Origin of the sequence: Variovorax paradoxus (assembly GCA_016806145.1) — a bacterium.
Lineage (GTDB): Bacteria > Pseudomonadota > Gammaproteobacteria > Burkholderiales > Burkholderiaceae_C > Variovorax.
This window is the reverse complement of the sequence record CP063166.1, coordinates 4,776,239-4,793,883: the sequence shown is the minus strand read 5'-3', so window position 1 is coordinate 4,793,883 and position 17,645 is coordinate 4,776,239. Positions and strand designations below refer to the sequence as shown.

23 protein-coding genes and 1 pseudogene are annotated in these 17,645 nt (G+C 66.6%); 15 read left to right on the top strand and 9 right to left on the bottom strand.

Annotated features, from left to right (window positions below):
- Position 1 precedes the first annotated feature (1 nt).
- Entirely contained in the window at positions 2-1,039 is a 1,038-nt protein-coding gene (egtD, locus tag INQ48_22415; GenBank protein QRF56106.1) for an L-histidine N(alpha)-methyltransferase, read from the top strand.
- A 223-nt stretch (positions 1,040-1,262) separates the two neighbouring features.
- Here the strand turns inward: egtD and INQ48_22410 are convergent, their stop codons facing one another.
- Positions 1,263-1,925, bottom strand: coding sequence for a TetR/AcrR family transcriptional regulator (locus INQ48_22410; GenBank protein ID QRF56105.1), 663 nt, complete (start codon positions 1,923-1,925; stop codon positions 1,263-1,265).
- A gap of 348 nt (positions 1,926-2,273) precedes the next feature.
- Here INQ48_22410 and INQ48_22405 point away from each other — a divergent pair, with 348 nt between their 5' ends.
- Genes INQ48_22405 through INQ48_22395 form a run of 3 tightly spaced genes read left to right on the top strand, consistent with a single transcriptional unit; the run spans position 2,274 to position 4,931 of the window.
- Positions 2,274-3,245, top strand: coding sequence for a tripartite tricarboxylate transporter substrate binding protein (locus tag INQ48_22405; GenBank protein ID QRF56104.1), 972 nt, complete (start codon positions 2,274-2,276; stop codon positions 3,243-3,245).
- A 22-nt stretch (positions 3,246-3,267) separates the two neighbouring features.
- The gene (locus INQ48_22400; GenBank protein QRF56103.1) at positions 3,268-4,173 is read left to right on the top strand and encodes a cupin domain-containing protein; all 906 of its coding nucleotides are present in this window, start codon (positions 3,268-3,270) and stop codon (positions 4,171-4,173) included.
- On the top strand, positions 4,170-4,931 hold the full coding sequence (locus tag INQ48_22395) for an SDR family oxidoreductase (GenBank protein QRF56102.1): 762 nt from the start codon (positions 4,170-4,172) through the stop codon (positions 4,929-4,931). The genes INQ48_22400 and INQ48_22395 overlap by 4 nt, the downstream gene beginning before the upstream one ends.
- Here the strand turns inward: INQ48_22395 and INQ48_22390 are convergent.
- Complete coding sequence (locus INQ48_22390) at positions 4,928-5,218, bottom strand: IS3 family transposase (protein ID QRF56101.1); 291 nt, start codon at positions 5,216-5,218, stop codon at positions 4,928-4,930. The two genes, INQ48_22395 and INQ48_22390, sit on opposite strands and share 4 nt — an antisense overlap.
- Here INQ48_22390 and INQ48_22385 point away from each other — a divergent pair.
- The 4 genes and pseudogenes from INQ48_22385 (at position 5,204) to INQ48_22370 (ending at position 7,954) form a co-directional block, all read left to right on the top strand.
- A pseudogene (locus tag INQ48_22385) lies at positions 5,204-5,527 on the top strand (L-histidine N(alpha)-methyltransferase). The gene INQ48_22390 and the pseudogene INQ48_22385 overlap by 15 nt on opposite strands.
- Positions 5,528-6,292: 765 nt before the next feature.
- The gene (locus INQ48_22380) at positions 6,293-6,577 is read left to right on the top strand and encodes a DUF427 domain-containing protein (GenBank protein QRF56100.1); all 285 of its coding nucleotides are present in this window, start codon (positions 6,293-6,295) and stop codon (positions 6,575-6,577) included.
- Positions 6,574-7,317, top strand: coding sequence for a 2OG-Fe dioxygenase family protein (locus INQ48_22375; protein QRF56099.1), 744 nt, complete (start codon positions 6,574-6,576; stop codon positions 7,315-7,317). Before INQ48_22380 ends, INQ48_22375 begins: the two co-directional genes overlap by 4 nt.
- 196 nt (positions 7,318-7,513) lie before the next feature.
- The gene (locus INQ48_22370; protein ID QRF56098.1) at positions 7,514-7,954 is read left to right on the top strand and encodes a universal stress protein; all 441 of its coding nucleotides are present in this window, start codon (positions 7,514-7,516) and stop codon (positions 7,952-7,954) included.
- 40 nt (positions 7,955-7,994) lie between these two features.
- On the opposite strand, the gene INQ48_22365 is transcribed toward INQ48_22370, so the two are convergent.
- Positions 7,995-8,684 carry an RluA family pseudouridine synthase gene (locus tag INQ48_22365; GenBank protein QRF56097.1) on the bottom strand — a complete coding sequence of 230 codons (690 nt, stop codon included), beginning with the start codon at positions 8,682-8,684 and terminating at the stop codon, positions 7,995-7,997.
- Positions 8,685-8,897: 213 nt separating this feature from the next.
- Between INQ48_22365 and INQ48_22360 the strand changes: the two genes are divergently transcribed.
- On the top strand, positions 8,898-10,091 hold the full coding sequence (locus tag INQ48_22360) for an MFS transporter (GenBank protein ID QRF60843.1): 1,194 nt from the start codon (positions 8,898-8,900) through the stop codon (positions 10,089-10,091).
- 1 nt (position 10,092) lies between these two features.
- Here INQ48_22360 and INQ48_22355 read toward each other — a convergent pair whose 3' ends face one another.
- Genes INQ48_22355 through INQ48_22345 form a run of 3 tightly spaced genes read right to left on the bottom strand, consistent with a single transcriptional unit; the run spans position 10,093 to position 10,830 of the window.
- Positions 10,093-10,383 carry a 2Fe-2S iron-sulfur cluster binding domain-containing protein gene (locus INQ48_22355; protein QRF56096.1) on the bottom strand — a complete coding sequence of 97 codons (291 nt, stop codon included), beginning with the start codon at positions 10,381-10,383 and terminating at the stop codon, positions 10,093-10,095.
- Entirely contained in the window at positions 10,380-10,670 is a 291-nt protein-coding gene (locus tag INQ48_22350) for a DUF2132 domain-containing protein (protein ID QRF56095.1), read from the bottom strand. Before INQ48_22350 ends, INQ48_22355 begins: the two co-directional genes overlap by 4 nt.
- Positions 10,671-10,680: 10 nt before the next feature.
- Positions 10,681-10,830, bottom strand: a complete 150-nt coding sequence (locus INQ48_22345) for a hypothetical protein (GenBank protein ID QRF56094.1) — start codon at positions 10,828-10,830, stop codon at positions 10,681-10,683.
- An 87-nt stretch (positions 10,831-10,917) separates the two neighbouring features.
- On the opposite strand from INQ48_22345, the gene INQ48_22340 reads away from it, so the two are divergent.
- The 3 genes from INQ48_22340 (at position 10,918) to INQ48_22330 (ending at position 13,160) form a co-directional block, all read left to right on the top strand.
- The gene (locus INQ48_22340) at positions 10,918-11,436 is read left to right on the top strand and encodes a GNAT family N-acetyltransferase (GenBank protein QRF56093.1); all 519 of its coding nucleotides are present in this window, start codon (positions 10,918-10,920) and stop codon (positions 11,434-11,436) included.
- Between the two features lies 1 nt (position 11,437).
- The gene (locus tag INQ48_22335) at positions 11,438-12,121 is read left to right on the top strand and encodes a PepSY-associated TM helix domain-containing protein (GenBank protein ID QRF56092.1); all 684 of its coding nucleotides are present in this window, start codon (positions 11,438-11,440) and stop codon (positions 12,119-12,121) included.
- Between the two features lie 142 nt (positions 12,122-12,263).
- A complete protein-coding gene (locus tag INQ48_22330; protein QRF56091.1) occupies positions 12,264-13,160 on the top strand; it encodes a DUF808 domain-containing protein in 897 nt (298 codons plus the stop codon).
- 12 nt (positions 13,161-13,172) lie between these two features.
- Here INQ48_22330 and INQ48_22325 read toward each other — a convergent pair whose 3' ends face one another.
- Entirely contained in the window at positions 13,173-13,391 is a 219-nt protein-coding gene (locus INQ48_22325) for a hypothetical protein (GenBank protein ID QRF56090.1), read from the bottom strand.
- Between the two features lie 121 nt (positions 13,392-13,512).
- Here INQ48_22325 and INQ48_22320 point away from each other — a divergent pair, with 121 nt between their 5' ends.
- The 3 genes from INQ48_22320 to INQ48_22310 all read left to right on the top strand — a co-directional run bounded on the left by INQ48_22320 (position 13,513) and on the right by INQ48_22310 (position 15,134).
- Positions 13,513-13,785, top strand: a complete 273-nt coding sequence (locus INQ48_22320; GenBank protein ID QRF56089.1) for a DUF2164 domain-containing protein — start codon at positions 13,513-13,515, stop codon at positions 13,783-13,785.
- Between the two features lie 70 nt (positions 13,786-13,855).
- A complete protein-coding gene (locus INQ48_22315) occupies positions 13,856-14,287 on the top strand; it encodes a hypothetical protein (GenBank protein QRF56088.1) in 432 nt (143 codons plus the stop codon).
- Positions 14,288-14,336: 49 nt separating this feature from the next.
- Positions 14,337-15,134, top strand: a complete 798-nt coding sequence (locus INQ48_22310; protein QRF56087.1) for an enoyl-CoA hydratase/isomerase family protein — start codon at positions 14,337-14,339, stop codon at positions 15,132-15,134.
- A gap of 12 nt (positions 15,135-15,146) precedes the next feature.
- On the opposite strand, the gene INQ48_22305 is transcribed toward INQ48_22310, so the two are convergent.
- Together INQ48_22305 and INQ48_22300 are read right to left on the bottom strand one after the other, a co-directional pair.
- A complete protein-coding gene (locus INQ48_22305; GenBank protein QRF56086.1) occupies positions 15,147-16,256 on the bottom strand; it encodes a M14 family metallopeptidase in 1,110 nt (369 codons plus the stop codon).
- Between the two features lie 34 nt (positions 16,257-16,290).
- Positions 16,291-17,601: an MFS transporter gene (locus INQ48_22300; protein ID QRF56085.1), complete on the bottom strand. Its 1,311-nt coding sequence runs from the start codon at positions 17,599-17,601 to the stop codon at positions 16,291-16,293.
- Positions 17,602-17,645 lie beyond the last annotated feature (44 nt).

The following is a 17,645-nucleotide window of genomic DNA, read 5'->3' as shown; positions in this document are numbered from 1 at the left end:
CATGCGCCCATTCGCTCCCATTCCCGCGGCAGCTTCGACTGCTTCTGCTTCTTCCTCTTCGTCGTTGCCGTTCTCGGCGAAGAAGCGTCCGGCCGTGGTGGCTCCCGCTGCTTCTGCTCCGCTGTCCGAGTTCGCGCGCGAGATGCAGGCGGGGCTGGCGCGCATGCCGCGCAGCATCTCGCCGAAGTTCTTCTATGACGTCGTGGGCTCGCAGCTGTTCGATCAGATCTGCGATCTGCCCGAGTACTACCCGACGCGCACCGAGCTGCGCATCCTCGGCGAATGCGCGGGGGAGATCGCGAAACAGATCGGGCCGAATGCGGAGATCGTGGAGTTTGGGGCGGGGTCGTTGACCAAGATCCGCTTGCTGCTCGATGCGCTGGAGTCGCCGAAGCGTTATCTGCCGATCGATATCTCGGGGGAGTACCTCGAGGGGGCGGCTGCGCGCTTGCGTGCGGACTATCCGGAGTTGGCCGTGCAGCCGATTGCGGCTGACTACACGATGCCATTGGTGTTGCCCGCGCCCATGCCTGGGGCGGGGCGGCGGGTGGGGTTCTTTCCGGGGTCTACGCTGGGGAACTTCGAGCCCGACGAGGCGCTGGCCTTTCTGCAGCTGGCGGCTCGGATGCTGCGCGGTGGGGGAATGCTGATCGGGGTGGATCTGGTGAAGGATCCGGCGCGGTTGCATGCGGCCTACAACGATGCGCAGGGGGTGACGGCGGCGTTCAATCTCAATCTGTTGCGGCGTGCCAATTCGGAGCTGGATGCGGACTTCGATCTCGATGGGTTCACGCATGCTGCGTTCTTCAATGCGCCTCTGCGGCGGATCGAGATGCATCTGGTGAGTCGGCGGGCTCAGAGCGTTTCATTGAATGGCGAGACGTTTGGGTTCGAGGAAGGGGAGACCATTCATACGGAGTACTCGCACAAGTTCACTGTGGATGGGTTTCGTGCTTTGGCTGTGAAGGCGGGGTTTCGGCCGGGCGCGGTTTGGGTGGATTCGGAGAGGTTGTTCAGCGTGCATTGGTTGGGGGCTTGAGAGGCGTTTTCTTGCTGAGGCTGGAGCCGGGAATCCGCCCCGGCGGGCGATGCAACAGCTATGCGCCCAACCGAAGATCAGCCACAGCGACTTCGCATTCATCCACGCTTCGACCGCTCGTCGCCGCTGCAAGGCCGACTGCCGCCCCTTCAAGGGGCGGCCACCGTCGACTCAATCCTTGAAAAGCCGCATCGACTTTGTTCGCGTATCAGCGAGACAGGGCCTAGCGGCGCGCAGCGAAGTAGGCGAGAAACATCCCGACTGACTCAGAAATTTGCTTCTTTTCCGCAACCCCGGAGGGGTTGCCGCGCCCCAGAACGGTTGGCCAGAAGACGACAGACTTCATCATCGAGCCCAACATGTGACTCATGAGAGTCGGGTCGCCTGAGAGGCGGCCATCGGCCTTGGCCCGCTTCATCCATTCGACGAGTCCGTACTCGGTGAGCCAGAACTTGTGCAACAAGGGCTCGACTCGCTCCGGGTGTCGAATATGCTCGCCGAGCACGGCTCTCAGCAACTTGACGTTTCGAGGCCGCGTCATCAGCAAACGCGATTCATTGGCATACGACAGCAACTGTTCCTCGAGGCCGACCTCGGCATCGTAGGTGATCGTGGTCGAAGTCACGATACGCTGCGCAACTTCAGCGACGAGGGCTGCAAAGAGCCCCTCCTTGCTCTCGAATTGGTTGTAGAGCGTGCGCTTCGACACTTCCGCTCGCGCTGCAATCGTGTCCATGCTGACATAGTCGTAACCAGTTCCCGTGAACTCTTCGATGGCCGCATCGAGAATTGCCTGGCGCTTTTCTACCGACACCGGACGCCCCGGCTTTCTTTGTGGCCGTTCTGCGGCGGGCTCATCCCGCCGATTCATGTTGCGATCAGTCATCCAGGAATAGTAGCGTTCTCATCGAGAACGCAGCAACAGGATGGCCGAGTCGTTCGTCAAGGTCATGAAGCACGACAGCGTCGCCTTCATTGCCCAAGCGCGATGCGCGCACGGCGATCCGAACACTGCAGCGAGCATCGTCCCCCTGGCACCCCGAAGTCACACTTGCCTTGCGAGCTCCGGCGTTCGTGGCATTCCCTGAACCAAGAGCGTCGTGATGTCCGCTGATGCGGAGAGCACGCCAGCATTTTGTGTCTCAGGTTTTTCCCGAATCTATTAGTGCACTCATGGGTGTAATATTCATGCAAGCCGGTCCTTGGCTCGGCAAAATAATCGGAGACGTCCCACATGCCGCTTTTCCAGAGACTCTTGCTGCCGTTTGCCGTCCTCCTCTTTGCGTTTGCACCGACAGCGGGTGCCGCCGACACCTTCCCGGAGAAGCCCATGAGGCTCTTCGTGACATTCGGCCCGGGCTCCGGTCCCGACACGCTCGCTCGGGCCATAGCGCCGAAGATTGCGGAAGTGCTCGGACAAAGCGTCGTTATCGAGAATCGCCCGGCTGCGAACGGCAACGTCGCCGCACAGCAGATGCTGCAGGCAGCGCACGACGGATACACGCTTCTTCTCGCCACGGACTCCCTGTTCACGGTAAATCCATACCTGCTTCCCAAAACCTCCTATGACATCTTTGGCGACCTCGCGTTGATCGCACCGGTGGCGGAAGCATCGATGTTCCTGGTCGTGCACCCATCGTTGGGAGTAACTACGTTCAGGGAGCTCATCAACCTGGTCAAGGCCAATCCGGGCAAGTACGCCTACTTCGCTCCGACAGGGGCACCGCATCACTTGCTGAGCGAGCGGCTCACCGAGATTTATGGGCTGGATTGGGTCCGAGTCTCATATCGGGACCCGCAACAAGCATTGACAGAGATGATTGGGGGATTGGTGCCGATTGGCTTTGCGTCCTATGCGCAGATTGCCAGCAGCGTAAGTTCGGGCCAACTGAAGGCATTGGGTGTTAGTACCTCATCAAGGCTCGATTCCCACGCTTCCGTTCCGGCACTGAATGAGACGGTGCCAGGGCTGGAGGAAGTGGGGTGGTATGCGATCTACGCTCCCACGGGGACACCAAAGCCGGTGATCGAAAAACTCGCGCAGGCCGTCGTCAAAGCACGCGACTCGGCGGAGGTCAAGCAACGCCTGGATCAGTTCGGTATGCGCCTGGTGACTGCCGACCCAGCCGCTTTCTCGGCAAGAGTCCAGGCCGAAAACCAGCGACGCGGGAGGCTGATCAAGGAACGTGGGATCAGGATCGACTAAGGAGGACGAAAGTAAAAGCATCATGAACATTGCCAATCCAGACAATCAACCCGTCGTGACCGACGACCACCCCACCGGTGTCCTCGGATTCCGCTATCTGCTCAATGGCACACCACTGACTCCCGAAAACTACATGGTCCAGATCGCGGAAAATCTGGGTCATTTCAAGATGGTGACGCACAGGCACAACTTTGATCAGTTCCGCTACGTCATCAGCGGGCAAATGAATCTCGGTGAAGGTCGAGTGCTGAAGGAGGGCGAGCTCTGCTATTTCCCCGAGGGGACCTCCTACGGACCGCAGGACGACCCGGCCGGCCCCGTCGCCCTGGTGATGCAGTTCGGCGGCGCCAGCGGCTACGGCTACATGAGCCCGCAACAGTACAGACAGGGCCGGGAAGAGCTTCGAAGAATCGGGCGATTCGAAGGTCCCGTGTTTGTCAAGCAGGATGCCAACGGAAAGGTGTCGAAGAAGCTAAGCATCAACGCGATCTGGGAGCAAGCCATGGGCGAGCGATTGCTGATCCCTGCACCACGCTACAGCGATGTGGTGATCATGAAGCCCAAGGCATTTCGCTGGATGCCCAGCGCGATCGGCCGAGGCGTCTTTCGCAAGTTGCTTGGAAGCTTTTCCGAGCGTGGTATCACGGCGGAGGTATTCAAGGTGAAGGCCAGAGGCTTGCTGCCTGTCATTAACGAAGATGCGATCCGTGTGTATTTCGTCCTCTCGGGTGAAGGCCGAATCGGCGGCTGCCGGATCGAACGCCATTGCGCGGCGGACTTCCAGCCAGGCGAGCAAGGCCAGATCGCGGCGGACTCCGAGCTCGAAATGCTTGCATTCAGGTTGCCGATGCTGTCGCGTGATCTGCAGGATCCTCAGCTTTCGAGTACGGAGCCGCTGCCAGGTGAATCCGTGGCGGAGCAATCATGAGCGGTCGACTCGAAGGCAAGGTTTGCGTGATCACGGGAGGCGCGGGCAGTATTGGCCAAGCGACCGCTCGCCTCTTTGTTGCCGAAGGCGCTCGAGTGATGCTGGTGGACATCGATGAAGCCTCGCTGAAGGCCCTGTCGAGCGAGTTCGGCGCGAGCGTTGTCGGGTTCTCCGTGACAGACGTTTCCAGAAGCGATGAGATTCGCGAGATGTTCGAACGCACCGTTGCTCGGTTCGGGCGTGTCGATGTGATCTTTAGCAACGCTGGGAACAGCGGTGTCATTTGCCCGCTCGCGGAGTTCCCCGAAGACGAGTTCGATCGCGTTCTCGCTGTTCATGTCAAGGGGGCGTTTCTTTGCTGCAAGTACGGCATCGCATCGATGAACGACGGTGGAAGCGTGATCATCACATCGAGCGTCGTCGGTGTACGGGGCGACCCCGGTGCCTACGCCTATATCACCGCCAAGCATGCGCAGGTCGGGTTGATGCGGTCGGTCTCGAAGGAGGCCGCGACTCGCGGCATCCGTGTCAACACGATACATCCGGGACCGATCGCTAACGACTTTCAGCATCGTGTGGAGAAGAGCTTGAGTACCGTGATGAATTGCGATGCTGGAGAGTTCTTCGATCAGGTGATACCCCTGAAGCGTCATGGCAAGCCACAAGAGGTCGCTCAATCAGTTCTCTATCTGGCTTCATCTCAGAGTAGCTTTGTGACAGGCAGCCTGCTGATGGTCGATGGAGGAATGAGTGCCTAGCTGTTGACCTTGCCCCTGGAATCCGTATCCCATGGCTGATCACATGGATTGGCTTGCCTTGGCTGATTGGCACGCCAGTGCTGCTCGAACCGGATCGGGCTGACGTAGGCCGGCGTTGAGTGCAGCCGGGCGCGGGTGCACTGGAGCAACCAGTCGATGATTTCGTCTTTCGCCTCGCGCTTGGTCTGCAAGCGCTGACCGTGCAGGCACTCCGTCTTCAATGAGCCGAACAGCGTCTCGCTGCAAGGGTTGTCCCAGCCTTTGCCTTTGGGCGGATCGAGATGCATCTGGTGAGTCGGCGGGCTCAGAGCGTCTCAGTGAATGGGGAGTCGTTTGGGTTCGAGGAAGGGGAGACCATTCATACGGAGTACTCGCACAAGTTCACTGTGGATGGGTTTCGTGCTTTGGCCGTTAAAGCGGGGTTTCGGCCGGGGGCGGTTTGGGTGGATTCGGAGAGGTTGTTCAGCGTGCATTGGTTGGGGCTTGAGGGGTCGTTTTCTAGGGCTCTTTTAGGAGGTGTTTTCTTGCTGAGGCCGTTGGCCGGGTCTCGCCCCGGCGGGCGAGTCACTTTCTTTTGCTTCGCCAAAAGAAAGTAACCAAAGAAAAGGCGACCCACTGTCTGCGACCCCTTCGCTTCGCTACGGGGCAACCTGCGGTGCTCGCGTTTCGCGGGGTCTCGCAGAACTCGCTCCACTGCGTTCCGCTCAAACAGCTGCGAGCCCTTATCCGCGAAACGCTGCGCTCCTCGGCGCAGCCAGAGGGGGTGGGTCGGGCCTTTGCTGCGCTCGGCCTTGCAATGCTGGTCGGGCCATCGCTTCGCTCGGCCTTGTGTTTGTCTTGTCCCCTCTCCCTCTGGGAGAGGGTTAGGGTGAGGGCACGGGGCCTCACCGAGGGTCCGACGGTATCCACCGCCCAGTGCCCTCACCCCAGCCCTCTCCCAGAGGGAGAGGGGGCAATACCCAATGCCGAGCGAAGCGATGGCCTGTTAGGTACCCGCGGCCGAGCGAAGCGATGGCCCGAATCACCCCCTCTGGCTGTGCCGAGGAGCGCAGGGGAAAGCGGGATCAGGGCCGCAGCTGTCTGAGCGGAACGAAGTGCAGCGAGTTCTGCGGACCCCCGCTTTCCCCGAGCACCGCAGGTTGCCCGTAGCGAAGCGGAGGGACACAGACAGTGGGGTCGCCTTCTTTTGCTTACTTTTCTTGGCGAGACAAGAAAAGTGAGTCGCCCGCCGGGGCGAGACCCGGCCTACGGCCTCAGCAAGAAGAGCAACCCAAAAAACCACCCCAACAAAACACCAGAAACCAAACAGTCACAATACCCCTCCGGCCAAACACATCCCCCAGTCGGAGACCCAAACCCAAATGAAAGCCACCTGGAACGGCGCCACCATCGCCGAAAGCGACGACACCGTGCTCGTCGAGGGCAACCACTACTTCCCCATCTCGTCGCTCAACCGCGACGTCGTGACCTTCAGCAACCACAAGACCACCTGCCCCTGGAAGGGCAGCGCGAACTACTACTCGCTCCTGGTCAACGGCGAACTCAACACCGACGCCGCCTGGTACTACGCCGACCCCAAGCCCGAGGCCGACATGGTCCGCGACCGCGTCGCGTTCTGGAAAGACGTGAAGGTCACGGCGTCGTGACCACCCCGGCCTTCGATCCACCCTTCATCCACCCCGCGGAACTGCCCGCCGCACTGCGCGACCAGGGCTATGCGGTGCTTGGGCCCCAGGCCGTGGGCGACTGGCTCGGCCTGCCGGTCGCGCAGCTCGAGGCGCTGCATGCCGACTGGAACGATCTTCCGCCCGACGAATACCTGAAGGACGGTGGCCGCTATCGCACGCGGCGCCACGAATGCTTCACCGTCGATGGCGAGGCGATGCAGCAGGTGCCGCGCCGCGCGCACTGGCAACCGGTCGAATACAACGCACTGCATGGCGGCATGCAGCGCTGGTTCGCGCCGATGCTGCCGGCCACGATCGCGCAGCCGGCCTGGCAGCGATTGATCGTCAAGCTCGGCGAAGCGGCAAGCCAGCTGCGCGGCGCGCAGCGCTGGTACGTGGAAGCGCACCAGTTCCGCATCGACACCGCGGGCGGCATCGGCCGGCCCACGCCCGAGGGCGCGCACCGCGATGGCGTGGACCTGGTGGCGGTGGCGCTGGTGGGCCGCCACGACATCAAGGGTGGCGAGACGCGCGTGTTCGAGGCCAACGGGCGGCGCGGCGAGCGCTTCACCATGACCGAGCCGTGGACGCTGCTGCTGCTCGACGATGCGCGCGTGATCCACGAGTCGACGCCGATCCAGCCGCTCGAGGAGAGCGGCGCGGGCTGGCGCGACACGCTGGTGATCACCTGCCGCGCCCAGGGTTTTCAGGGCGACTGACACCCGCGTCGCGAGGCGCCGCGCGGCCTGCGGACGCGGGCCGCGCGCAGGCGGCATCCGCGATTTCCCTGGCTGGGAGGCGTCCTACAGGTGTGTCGCGGCCTTGCGGTTAAATTCGGGGCCCGGTCTTCGGCCATCTCACAAGGCGCGTGGACTGGACCCTGTCTGCCTGCGAACGAAGAAAGCGAGGTCCGCCATGTTCAATCACATCCTGGTCCCCATCGACGGCTCCGAAACTTCCATGCTCGCGGTCAGCAAGGCCAGCGGATTGGCGCTGGCCTTCGGAAGCCGCATCACCCTGATCCACGTGATCGACAACTACCCCTTCATCGGCGTGGGCGCGGACTATGCGCTCGGCCAGAACGAGTACCTCGCCGCGGCCACCTCGAGCGCCAATGCGGCGCTCGCGCGCGGCGTGGCCGCGCTGGCGGCCGAAGGCCTGCACAGCGACCAGCGCGTGATCGACGGCCACGTGGTGCACGAAGGCATCGTGGACACGGCCATCGCCATCGCGGCCGACCTGATCGTGATGGGCTCGCACGGCCGCAGCGGCATCGAGAAGCTGCTGCTCGGCAGCGTGACGCAACGCGTGCTGCAGGACTCGATGGTGCCGGTGCTGGTGGTCAAGGGCGGCTGAGAAGAACGCCGCGCCACTCACCCCTTCGAATCCCGCGGCCTCACGTCGCGCCTTCTTCCACCTCCCGCAACGCCTCGAAGCGCGACCCGAAATCGGGCCGGCTCGCGAAGCGCATGCGCTCGCGCGTGGCCGGATGCTCGAAGCCCAGCGCGCTCGCATGCAGCAGCAGGCGCGGTGCGCGCGCCTGCACTTCGGGGCTGCCATAGAGCGCATCGCCGAGGATCGGATGGCCGATCGACGCGAGGTGCACGCGCAGCTGGTGCGAGCGACCGGTGAGCGGCTCCAGCAGAAGGTAGCTGCAGGGCGCCTCGCCGTCGAGGCCGCCCAGGGCGCGCCAGCGCGTGAGGCTGGGCTTGCCGGCCGGGTCGATCTTCTGCAGCGGGCGGCGCGGCCAGTCGGCCATCAGCGGGGCGTCGATGCGGGCCCAGTCCGCGTCCACGGGCAGCAGGCCGTCGACGACAGCCTCATACCGCTTGTCGATCTGGCGCGTGGCGAAGGCGTCGCTCAGCGCGCGCTGCATCTCGAGGCCGCGCGCCATCAGCACCAGGCCGCTGGTCGCCATGTCGAGCCGGTGCACGATCAGCGCATTGGGCCACTGGCGCTGGGCGCGCGCGCTCAGGCAGTCCTGCTTGTCCTCGCCGCGGCCGGGCACGCACAGCAGGCCGGCGGGCTTGTCGAGCACCAGCAGGTGGGCGTCTTCGTGAACGGGTTGCAGCGGGGGCGGGGCCATGGGAGGGCCCGAGTGTAGAAGCGTGGCCGCGCCGGGTCGTGCAGGGGCCTTGGCGGGCGCTCATGCGCGGCTCACGGTGGGTGGGCTATCCTCGGATGGATGTCCGGCCACGCCACTGGCTCCCCAGCCTCCGCCTCTTCCCCCCTCGATGCCGCCGCCGGCGCGGTGCCGCCCCCACCGAGTTTTTCCGACCTCACGCGCGAACGCCCGTTCATGCAGATGTGGGTGGCGCGCCTGTTCGGCACCGCCGCCTCGCAGATGCTGCTGGTGGCCATCGGCTGGCACATGTACGAGCTCACCAACAGCGCCTGGGACCTGGGCCTGGTCGGGCTCTACCAGTTCGTGCCGGCGCTGCTGCTGGCGCTGCTCGCCGGTCACGTGGTCGACCGCCACCACCGCGGCCGCATCGTCGCGGCTTGCTTCGCGGTGCAGGGGCTGGTGGCGCTGGCGCTGCTGTTCGCGGTGCTGCGCGGCCACGACAGCCGCGCGCTGCTGCTGGGCCTGTCGCTGGTGCTGGGCGCGGTGCGCGCGTTCCAGATGCCGGCGCAGCAGGCGCTGACGCCGATGCTGGTGCCGCCGGTCATGCTGGCGCGCGCCATGGCCTTCAGCTCGGCCGGCATGCAGGGCGCGATCATCGGCGGGCCGGCGCTCGGCGGGCTGCTGTTCGTGGCGGGCATGGCGGTGGTCTATGGCGCGAGCGTGCTGTTCTTCGTGGTGGCCTGCGCGCTGGTGCTGCGGCTGCGCTATGCCTACGTGCCCAAGGCGCGCGAGCCGGTCACGCTAGCCACGGTGTTCGCGGGCGTCAACTTCATCTGGAACCGCAAGCCGGTGCTCGGCGCGGTCTCGCTCGACCTGTTCGCGGTGCTGCTGGGCGGCGCGGTGGCGCTGCTGCCGATCTATGCCAAGGACATCCTGCACACCGGCCCCTGGGGCCTGGGACTGCTGCGCGGCGCGCCGGCAGTGGGCGCGCTGGTGATGTCGATCGCGCTCACGCGCCGGCCGATCGAGCGCCGCGTGGGCCGCGCGCTGTTGATGGCGATCGCGCTGTTCGGCCTGTGCATGGTGGTGTTCGGCATCTCGCGCAGCTTCATCGTCTCGCTGATCGCGCTCGCGGTCTCGGGCGGCGCCGACATGGTCAACGTGGTGATCCGCCAGACGCTGGTGCAGCTCGAGACGCCCGACGCCATGCGCGGACGCGTCAGCGCGGTCAACTCGATCTTCATCGGTGCCAGCAACCAGCTCGGCGAATTCGAATCGGGCGCCACCGCGGCGCTGCTCGGGCCGGTAGGTTCGGTGGTGGTGGGCGGTGTCGGCACGATGCTGGTCGCGCTGACCTGGTTCCGGCTCTTCCCCTCGCTGGCGCAGCGCGACCGGCTGGTGGTGGCGGCGCCGGCCGTGCGCGGCTGATTCAGGCGTCGCCGAACAGCGAGAAGGCCTGCGGCGCGTCGATCGCGATGTCGCCGAGCGCCTCGGCCACGCAGGGCAGGATCCAGCGCTCGGCCTTTTCCTCGGCGCTCAGGCCCGGCCATTCGATGGTGTGGCGTGCCTCGCCCTCGAGCAACTGGCAGATGCAGGTGCGGCAGGTGCCGTTGCGGCACGAGCTCGGCATCTCGATGCCGGCCGCCTCGGCGGCCTTCAGCACGCTGGTGCCGGCCTCGGTCTCGAAGACCAGGCCCGAGGGCTCGAGGCGGACCTTCATGGCCGCGGCGTCGACGTGCCCTGGCGGCGCTGCTCGCGCAGCATGAAGAGGTAGAGGCTCTCGACCTTCTCGCGCGCCCATGGCGTCTTGCGCAGGAAGCGCAGGCTAGAGCCCACGCTGGGTTCGTGCGTGAAGCAGCGCACCGGCACCAGCTCGCCCAGCTGCTGCCAGCCGTAGTGCGCCTGCAGCGCCGTCACGATGGCTTCGAGCGTCAGCCCGTGCAGCGGATTGCGCGGCTGGGCCGGGGGCGCGGCGGGGGAGGGCGGCGAGGCCGGTGCGTCGCTCACGGGTGGCGGATCACTTGTTCTTGAGCTTGCCGCGCGGAATCACCGCCGTGGTGACGACCGCGCGCACCGGCTCGCCGCCGAGTGCCGGGGCCTTCGGCGGGGAGGTGTCCTTCTTCGGTTTCTTGCTTTCCTTGTTGGAACGTTGCTGACCCTTGGCCATGAGGTTTCTCCTGAGCTGCTGCGATGATGGGCTGGGAGTTTAGCGGTGCGGCGACAATAGGCGGTTCCATCCGTTTTTCCCGCATTCATGTCCGACCACGAAGTTCGCCCCGCCACGATGCGCGATGCCAAGGCCATCGCAGAAGTCCACGCCGCCGCCGCCAAGGCTGCCTACGAAGGCATCCTGCCCGAAGAGGAGCTGCGCGCGCTGGCGCTCGCCTCGCGCGAGGCCAAGTGGCGCGAAGCCATCGAGTTCAGCGAACCGCAGGTCCATGTGGCCGAGCTCGACGGCAAGGTCGTCGGCTTCGTCGGCTTCGACCGCTCGCGCGATCCCAAGACCCCGTCCACCGCGGGCGAGATCTGGGCCCTCTACGTCCGTCCCGAGCACTGGGACAAGGGTATCGGCGTCGCCCTCTGGGACGCCGCGCGCGAGGGCCTCGAGGAAGAGGGCTGCACCACGGTCACCATCTGGGTGCCGATCCGCAACGACCGCGCGATGCGCTTCCACGAGCTGGCCGGCTTCAAGCGCGAGATGAAGACCGCCAAGACCACGCAGATCGGCAGCGTGCGCATCGAAGAAATCCGCTTGAAGCGCAACGTGGCCTGACATGGACGCCGGACACGCCCCGGGCCACGCCCGACGGGTGCCATCGCACCAGAGCCGCACGCTCGCCGTGCAGTGGATCCGCCGCACCCATGGCTGGTTCGGCCTCTGGGGCGCGGTGCTCGGGCTGTTGTTCGGCTTCAGCGGCATCTGGCTCAACCACCGCAACGTGCTGAAGCTGCCGCAGTCGCAGGAACGCAGCCGGGCCCAGCTCGCGCTGCCCGAGCCGGCACCGGCCACGCCCGAGGCGATGGCCATCTGGCTGCAGCAGGCCTTGCGCACCGATGGCCCGCCGCGCTCCACGCGCATCGAGCCCGCGAAGCCGGTGGCTTGGGTCGACCGCAAGGCCGATCCCGAGGCGCCCGCGCTGACCCAGCCCGCGCGCTGGACCTTCAACTTCGGCGGCCCGAACGAGATCGTGCAGGCCGACTACTGGCAGGGCAACCGCTCGGTGGGCGTCGCCACCACGCGCAACGGCCTCGTCGCCACCCTCACCAACATGCACAAGGGCGGCGGCATGCCGCTCGCGTGGATCCTGCTGGTCGACACGCTGGCCGGCAGCCTGATCTTCCTCTCGCTCTCGGGCGTGGCGCTGTGGCTGCTCACGCACCGCCGCCGCGCCGTCGGCCTCGCGGTGTTCGGCGTCTCGCTGGCCACGATGCTGGCGATCGCGCTGAGCGCGCTCTGACGGCCTGGCGGCTTCGGCCGACTGCTTTCGGCGTACATCCGTGGCCGCATCGTGCGGCGCGGGCGCTCCCCATGCGGATATTCACGGGCCCTGCACACGGCAGCGGCTAAGCTCGCGCCTTTCATTTTCCTTTCGCCCATCCATGGCCTCCAGCCTGCTCCTGCTGCTTGACGACATCGCGACCGTGCTCGACGACGTATCGGTTCTCACCAAGGTCGCCGCGAAAAAGACAGCCGGGGTGCTCGGCGACGACCTCGCGCTCAACGCGCAGCAGGTCACCGGGGTCAAGGCCGACCGCGAACTGCCCGTGGTCTGGGCGGTTTGCAAGGGCTCGCTGGTCAACAAGGCGATCCTGGTGCCGGCCGCGCTGGCCATCGGCACCTGGCTGCCCTGGCTGGTCACGCCGCTGCTGATGGTGGGCGGCGCCTTCCTGTGCTTCGAGGGCTGCGAGAAGCTGGCCCACAAGTTCCTGCACAAGGAGCAACACGCGGCCGACACCGCGCGCCACGAGCAGGCCGTGGCCGATGCCGCGGTCGACGTGGTGGCGGTCGAGAAGGACAAGATCAAGGGCGCGGTGCGCACCGACTTCATCCTCTCGGCCGAAATCATCGCGATCACGCTGGGCACCGTGCAGGGCCAGCCCTTCACCACCCAGCTCAGCGTGCTGGTGGGCATCGCGCTGATCATGACCGTCGGCGTCTACGGCCTGGTGGCCGGCATCGTGAAGCTCGACGACGCGGGCCTCTACCTGAGCCAGCGCGGCAGCGCCGCCGTGCGCGGCCTGGGCCGCGCGCTCCTGGCGGGCGCACCCTGGCTCATGAAGGGGCTGTCGATCGCCGGCACCGCCGCGATGTTCCTGGTCGGCGGCGGCATCCTGGTGCACGGCGTGCCCGCGCTCGGCCATGCGGTCGAGGCCTGGGCCGCGACCTCGGGCGTGTTCGGCACGCTGGGGTCGATGCTGGTCAATGCCGGCGTCGGCATCGTCGCGGGCGCGGTGGTGCTCGCGGTCGTCGAACTGGTCAAGAAGCTGCGGCGCTGAGCGGCGCGCGGCTCAGCGCCGTTGCGAATCCTTGCCGCGCTTCACCAGTTCGACCACCACCAGCGCAGCGCCCAGCGCGAGCGCGAACCAGCCCACCACCGAGGCGCCCGCCACCATCTCGAACCAGCGCGTGCCCTGCAGGAAGTGCGGGCCCAGCAGCACGGCGGCGCCGATGAGCAGGCAGAGGATGCCGCGTTCGAGCATGCGGGGCTGGCGGGAGGGACGGGCCATGGGATCGATCGGTTCGGTTGTGGGACGGCGGCGGCGGCGGCGTTCGTGCCGCGGCCGGGGCCCCGATTCTCCACGCATCGGCACAATGCTCCATTCGAGCATCCAGCAAGGACCCCGCCGCATGACCATCGAGATTTCGCGCGAGCTGCGCCAGCAGGCCATCACCTCGATCGAGCGCTATTTCCGCGAGAACATGGAAGAGCCGATCGGCAACGTCGCCGCCGGCGCGCTGCTCGGCTTCTTCATCGAGGAGATCGGCCCCACGATCTACAACAAGGCCGTGGCCGACGTGCAGGAGCGGCTGCAGGCGCGCGTGTCCGAGGTCGACCTCGAGGTGCACGAGGACGAGTTCCGCTACTGGCACAAGTTCGACAAGCAGAAGAAGGGGCGGTAGGCCGCCCCGCGTGGCGCCCACGCATCGGACTGGAGCAAAGCTGTCAGCAAACGTTGCAGAATCGACGGCCATGCCACGCCATCGCATCGCCCCTTCCGTGTCGACCCCCACGCGCGTGTTGCGCGCCGCCTGCGTGCTGCCGCTGCTGCTGGGCGCCTCGCTCGCCTGCGCGCAGTCGCAGAACCCAGCCGACTTCCCACTCGAATCGGTGGGCTACCTCAACGAGGAGCTGCCGCGCATGGAGGCCGCCGTCGCCGCGAGGAACCGCGAGTTCTTCCATGGTGCGATGGCGCGCACCATCGAGTTCTCGGAGCGCTGGGGCTTCAAGTCCAGGGCCAACCCGCAGCTCGCCAAGTACCCGATGTGCACCGATGCCGTGATGGACTACGTGGTGGTCGGCCTCTGCCGACTCGATCCCGCGGGCGATGTCTGCGAGCCCGGGCTCGCGCCGCGGCTCGATGCCAACGTGAAGCGCTGCCGCGAGGTGGCGGCGCAGCGCTGAAAGAACAACGAGCGTGCGCGATCGGCGCGCACCGGAGACAGGAAAGACCATGGACTACACCCGCTACCAGACCCTCGCCATCACGCGCCGCGGCGCCAACGGCAGCGTGCTCGACATCCAGATGCGCGCGACCAACGGCAAGCTGCCCACGGCCGGCCACGACGGCCACCGCGAACTCGCCGAGATCTGGCGCGACGTCTCGGCCGACGACTCGGTGCGCTGCGCCGTGCTGCGCGGCGAGGGCATGGGCTTCTCGGGCGGCGGCGACCTCGGCATGGTGCAGGACATGACGGCCGACGACGCGATCCGCCAGCGCGTGTGGCGCGAGGCGCGCGACCTGGTCTACAACATCATCAACTGCGACAAGCCGATCGTGAGCGCGATGCACGGCCCGGCCGTGGGCGCGGGGCTGGTGGCGGGCCTCTTGGCCGACATCTCGATCGCCACGCGCGGCGCGAAGATCGTCGACGGCCACACCCGCCTGGGCGTGGCGGCCGGCGACCATGCGGCGATCGTCTGGCCGCTGTTGTGCGGCATGGCGAAGGCCAAGTACCACCTGCTGCTGTGCGAGCCGGTCAGCGGCGAGGAGGCCGAGCGCATCGGCCTGGTGTCGTTGGCGGTCGACGACGCGGAACTGCTGCCGCGCGCCTACGAGGTGGCAGACCGCCTCGCGGCCGGCAGCCAGAGCGCGATCCGCCTGACCAAGTACGCGCTCAACAACTGGCTGCGCCAGGCCGGTCCCACCTTCGACGCCTCGCTGGCGCTCGAATTCATGGGCTTCGCGGGCGCCGACGTGCGCGAGGGCGTGGCCTCGCTGCGCGAGAAGCGCGCGCCGAACTTCGGCTGACGCGCCCCGTCTTCAGGCCTTGCGCAGGCCCTGCAGGGTCTGCAGCAGCACCACGCGCGCCTGCCCCAGCACCATGCCCTTCCACTCGTCGTTGTCGCAGTAGAAGGCATCGCGCAGCTGGCGGCGGATCTCGCGCTGCTGTGCGTCGGAGGCTTCGGGATGGCGGCGCAGCCAGGTGTCGGCGCGCAGGCGCGTGAGCACCTCGTTGTCGGGCAGGGTGCCGAACTCCAGGCCCATGGGCGCGATGCGCGCGTTCGGGCATTCGTCGTAGGCGGTCGAGATCACCGGGCCCGAGACGTCGGCCGAGGCCGAGTCGCCCGCGAAGGGCGCGAACACGTCGGCGCCCCACCAGGCATGGGCCATGGCCAGGTCCTCGGGCGTGTTGCGGCCCGGGTAGATCTTCTCGCCGTGGCCATAGGGGCCCAGGCCCGTGTGCACGTCGATCCAGCCGATGTGCGTGGCCGAGGCCGCGTACTTGCGCAGGATCGACCGGATGGTCCTGTTGCTCCACGAAGGCGCGGTGCCGCCGTAGAACAGGCCGTCGGGCGAGACGTACTGGCCCTTGGTGACGGCGGCGCGGAAGGCGCGCATGCCGTGCTTCTCGATGTAGGCGGCCACGGCCGCCTCGTCGGCCGGCGTGGGCGGCCAGCTCGCGGGCAGCACCAGCGGTTCGACATCGGTGTACTCGGCATTCACCGGCAGCGGCGCGCCGAAGTCGATGTGGTTGCGGTTGAGGTCGATGTTGTCCTCGTTGGTGCGGTGCAGGTGCGAGAAGCCGTGCGGGTTGACGGCATGCACCAGCAGCAGCGCCACGCCGGCCTGCTGCAGGCGCGCGAGCAGGTCCTCGTCGTGCAGGGTCGCGACCTGCGTGCCCGAGCCGCAGAAGCCTTCGGGGCCGTGCGTGCCCGAGGTCACGAGCAGCAGCTTCTTCGCATCGATGGTGCCGAGCAGCGCGACGTCGGTCGCGAGTTCCTCGCCGAGCGCGCCGCGGTGGGCCTCGTTGACGAAGGATTCGATTGAAGCGCCGCGGGCGTGCGCGGCTTCGAGGAACTTGGCGCGGGCCTCGACATAGGTGCCCGAGAAATGCCGCGTGGCGGCGGTGCTGTGGGTGAGAGCGGTCATGGAGGGATCGTGGGGAGGAATGTGCGGGAGGGAATCAGGCGTGCGCGCCGGCGGCGTCGATGTCGCGGCCCGTGTGGTCGCGCAGCCAGAGCAGGCCCAGCAGCGAGACCAGGGTCATGACGACCAGGTACCAGGCCGGTGCGAGCTTGCTGCCGGTGGCGTTGAGCAGCCAGGTGCTGATGAAGGGCGCGAAGCCGCCGAACAGCGCCACGCCCACGCTGTAGACCAGCGACATGCCGCTGGCGCGCACCGCCTTCGGGAACATCTCGGGCAGCATCGTGATGCCGGGCACGGTCTGGCCCACGAGGCCCAGGCTCAGCACGCCGAGCACGATGAACAGCACCGCGGGCGTGGGCGAGGCATTGAGCCAGAGGAAGCCCGGGTAGATCAGCACCACGAGGAAGACGCGGCTCCACAGGATCAGCGGCTTGCGGCCCACGCGGTCCGACAGCAGGCCCACGAAGGGCGCGAAGGCGAACGAGATCAGGCCGGTGAGCGCGGCGCCAAACAGCGCCACCGAGGGCGTGAGGCCGAGCTCGCGCACCGCGTAGGTCGGCATGTAGAAGGTGACGACGTAGGCGGCCGTCGTGCCGCCGACCAGCGCGAGGATGGCGGCCAGCACGGTCTTGCCGTGCTGCGAGCAGACGATCTTGAGGCTGCTCTCGCGGCGCGGCGCGCTGGCCGATTCGGGCGCGATCTGCAGCGATTCCTCGAGATGGCGGCGGATGTACATGCCCACCGGCGCGATCAGCATGCCGAGGACGAAAGGCACGCGCCAGCCCCAGCTCTGCATGTTCTCGGGCGACAACGTGAAGGTGAGCGCGCCCACCACCACCGCGCCGAGCATCACGCCCAGGCCCTGGCTCGCGAACTGCCAGCTCGCCATGTAGCCGCGGTTCTGCGGCGTGGCGTGCTCCACCAGCAGCGTGGTGGAAGCACCGACCTCGCCGCCGGCCGAGAAGCCCTGGATCAGCCGCGCCAGCACGATCAGCACCGGCGCCGCGACGCCGATGCTCGCGTAGGTGGGCGTGAAGGCGATCACCGCGCAGCCGAGCGCCATCAGGAAGATGGTCAAGGTCATGGCCTTCTTGCGGCCCGCGCGGTCGGCATAGGCGCCGATCACGATACCGCCGAGCGGCCGCATGATGAAGCCGACGCCGAAGGTCGCGACCGTGAGCAGCAGCTGGCCGTAGCCGCTGAAGGTGGGAAAGAACAGCTTGCCGATCACCAGCGCGAGGAAACCGTAGACGGTGAAGTCGAAGAACTCGAGGCCGTTGCCGATGGTGGTGGCGACGATGGTCTGGCGCCGGCTGGCGGCGCTGTGCGCGGGACGGGTGGGGCTCATGTCTCGGGGTGTTGGTGTGGTTCTGTGGGAATGCGGGTAGGTCG

Bases quoted from the DNA above. Each gene is read 5' to 3' on its own strand.
- egtD (QRF56106.1), top strand. From the start codon at position 2: ATGCGCCCATTCGCTCCCATTCCCGCGGCAGCTTCGACTGCTTCTGCT.
- INQ48_22410 (QRF56105.1), bottom strand. From the start codon at position 1,925: ATGACTGATCGCAACATGAATCGGCGGGATGAGCCCGCCGCAGAACGG.
- INQ48_22405 (QRF56104.1), top strand. From the start codon at position 2,274: ATGCCGCTTTTCCAGAGACTCTTGCTGCCGTTTGCCGTCCTCCTCTTT.
- INQ48_22400 (QRF56103.1), top strand. From the start codon at position 3,268: ATGAACATTGCCAATCCAGACAATCAACCCGTCGTGACCGACGACCAC.
- INQ48_22395 (QRF56102.1), top strand. From the start codon at position 4,170: ATGAGCGGTCGACTCGAAGGCAAGGTTTGCGTGATCACGGGAGGCGCG.
- INQ48_22390 (QRF56101.1), bottom strand. From the start codon at position 5,218: ATGCATCTCGATCCGCCCAAAGGCAAAGGCTGGGACAACCCTTGCAGC.
- INQ48_22380 (QRF56100.1), top strand. From the start codon at position 6,293: ATGAAAGCCACCTGGAACGGCGCCACCATCGCCGAAAGCGACGACACC.
- INQ48_22370 (QRF56098.1), top strand. From the start codon at position 7,514: ATGTTCAATCACATCCTGGTCCCCATCGACGGCTCCGAAACTTCCATG.
- INQ48_22365 (QRF56097.1), bottom strand. From the start codon at position 8,684: ATGGCCCCGCCCCCGCTGCAACCCGTTCACGAAGACGCCCACCTGCTG.
- INQ48_22360 (QRF60843.1), top strand. From the start codon at position 8,898: ATGCAGATGTGGGTGGCGCGCCTGTTCGGCACCGCCGCCTCGCAGATG.
- INQ48_22355 (QRF56096.1), bottom strand. From the start codon at position 10,383: ATGAAGGTCCGCCTCGAGCCCTCGGGCCTGGTCTTCGAGACCGAGGCC.
- INQ48_22345 (QRF56094.1), bottom strand. From the start codon at position 10,830: ATGGCCAAGGGTCAGCAACGTTCCAACAAGGAAAGCAAGAAACCGAAG.
- INQ48_22340 (QRF56093.1), top strand. From the start codon at position 10,918: ATGTCCGACCACGAAGTTCGCCCCGCCACGATGCGCGATGCCAAGGCC.
- INQ48_22335 (QRF56092.1), top strand. From the start codon at position 11,438: ATGGACGCCGGACACGCCCCGGGCCACGCCCGACGGGTGCCATCGCAC.
- INQ48_22330 (QRF56091.1), top strand. From the start codon at position 12,264: ATGGCCTCCAGCCTGCTCCTGCTGCTTGACGACATCGCGACCGTGCTC.
- INQ48_22325 (QRF56090.1), bottom strand. From the start codon at position 13,391: ATGGCCCGTCCCTCCCGCCAGCCCCGCATGCTCGAACGCGGCATCCTC.
- INQ48_22320 (QRF56089.1), top strand. From the start codon at position 13,513: ATGACCATCGAGATTTCGCGCGAGCTGCGCCAGCAGGCCATCACCTCG.
- INQ48_22315 (QRF56088.1), top strand. From the start codon at position 13,856: ATGCCACGCCATCGCATCGCCCCTTCCGTGTCGACCCCCACGCGCGTG.
- INQ48_22310 (QRF56087.1), top strand. From the start codon at position 14,337: ATGGACTACACCCGCTACCAGACCCTCGCCATCACGCGCCGCGGCGCC.
- INQ48_22305 (QRF56086.1), bottom strand. From the start codon at position 16,256: ATGACCGCTCTCACCCACAGCACCGCCGCCACGCGGCATTTCTCGGGC.
- INQ48_22300 (QRF56085.1), bottom strand. From the start codon at position 17,601: ATGAGCCCCACCCGTCCCGCGCACAGCGCCGCCAGCCGGCGCCAGACC.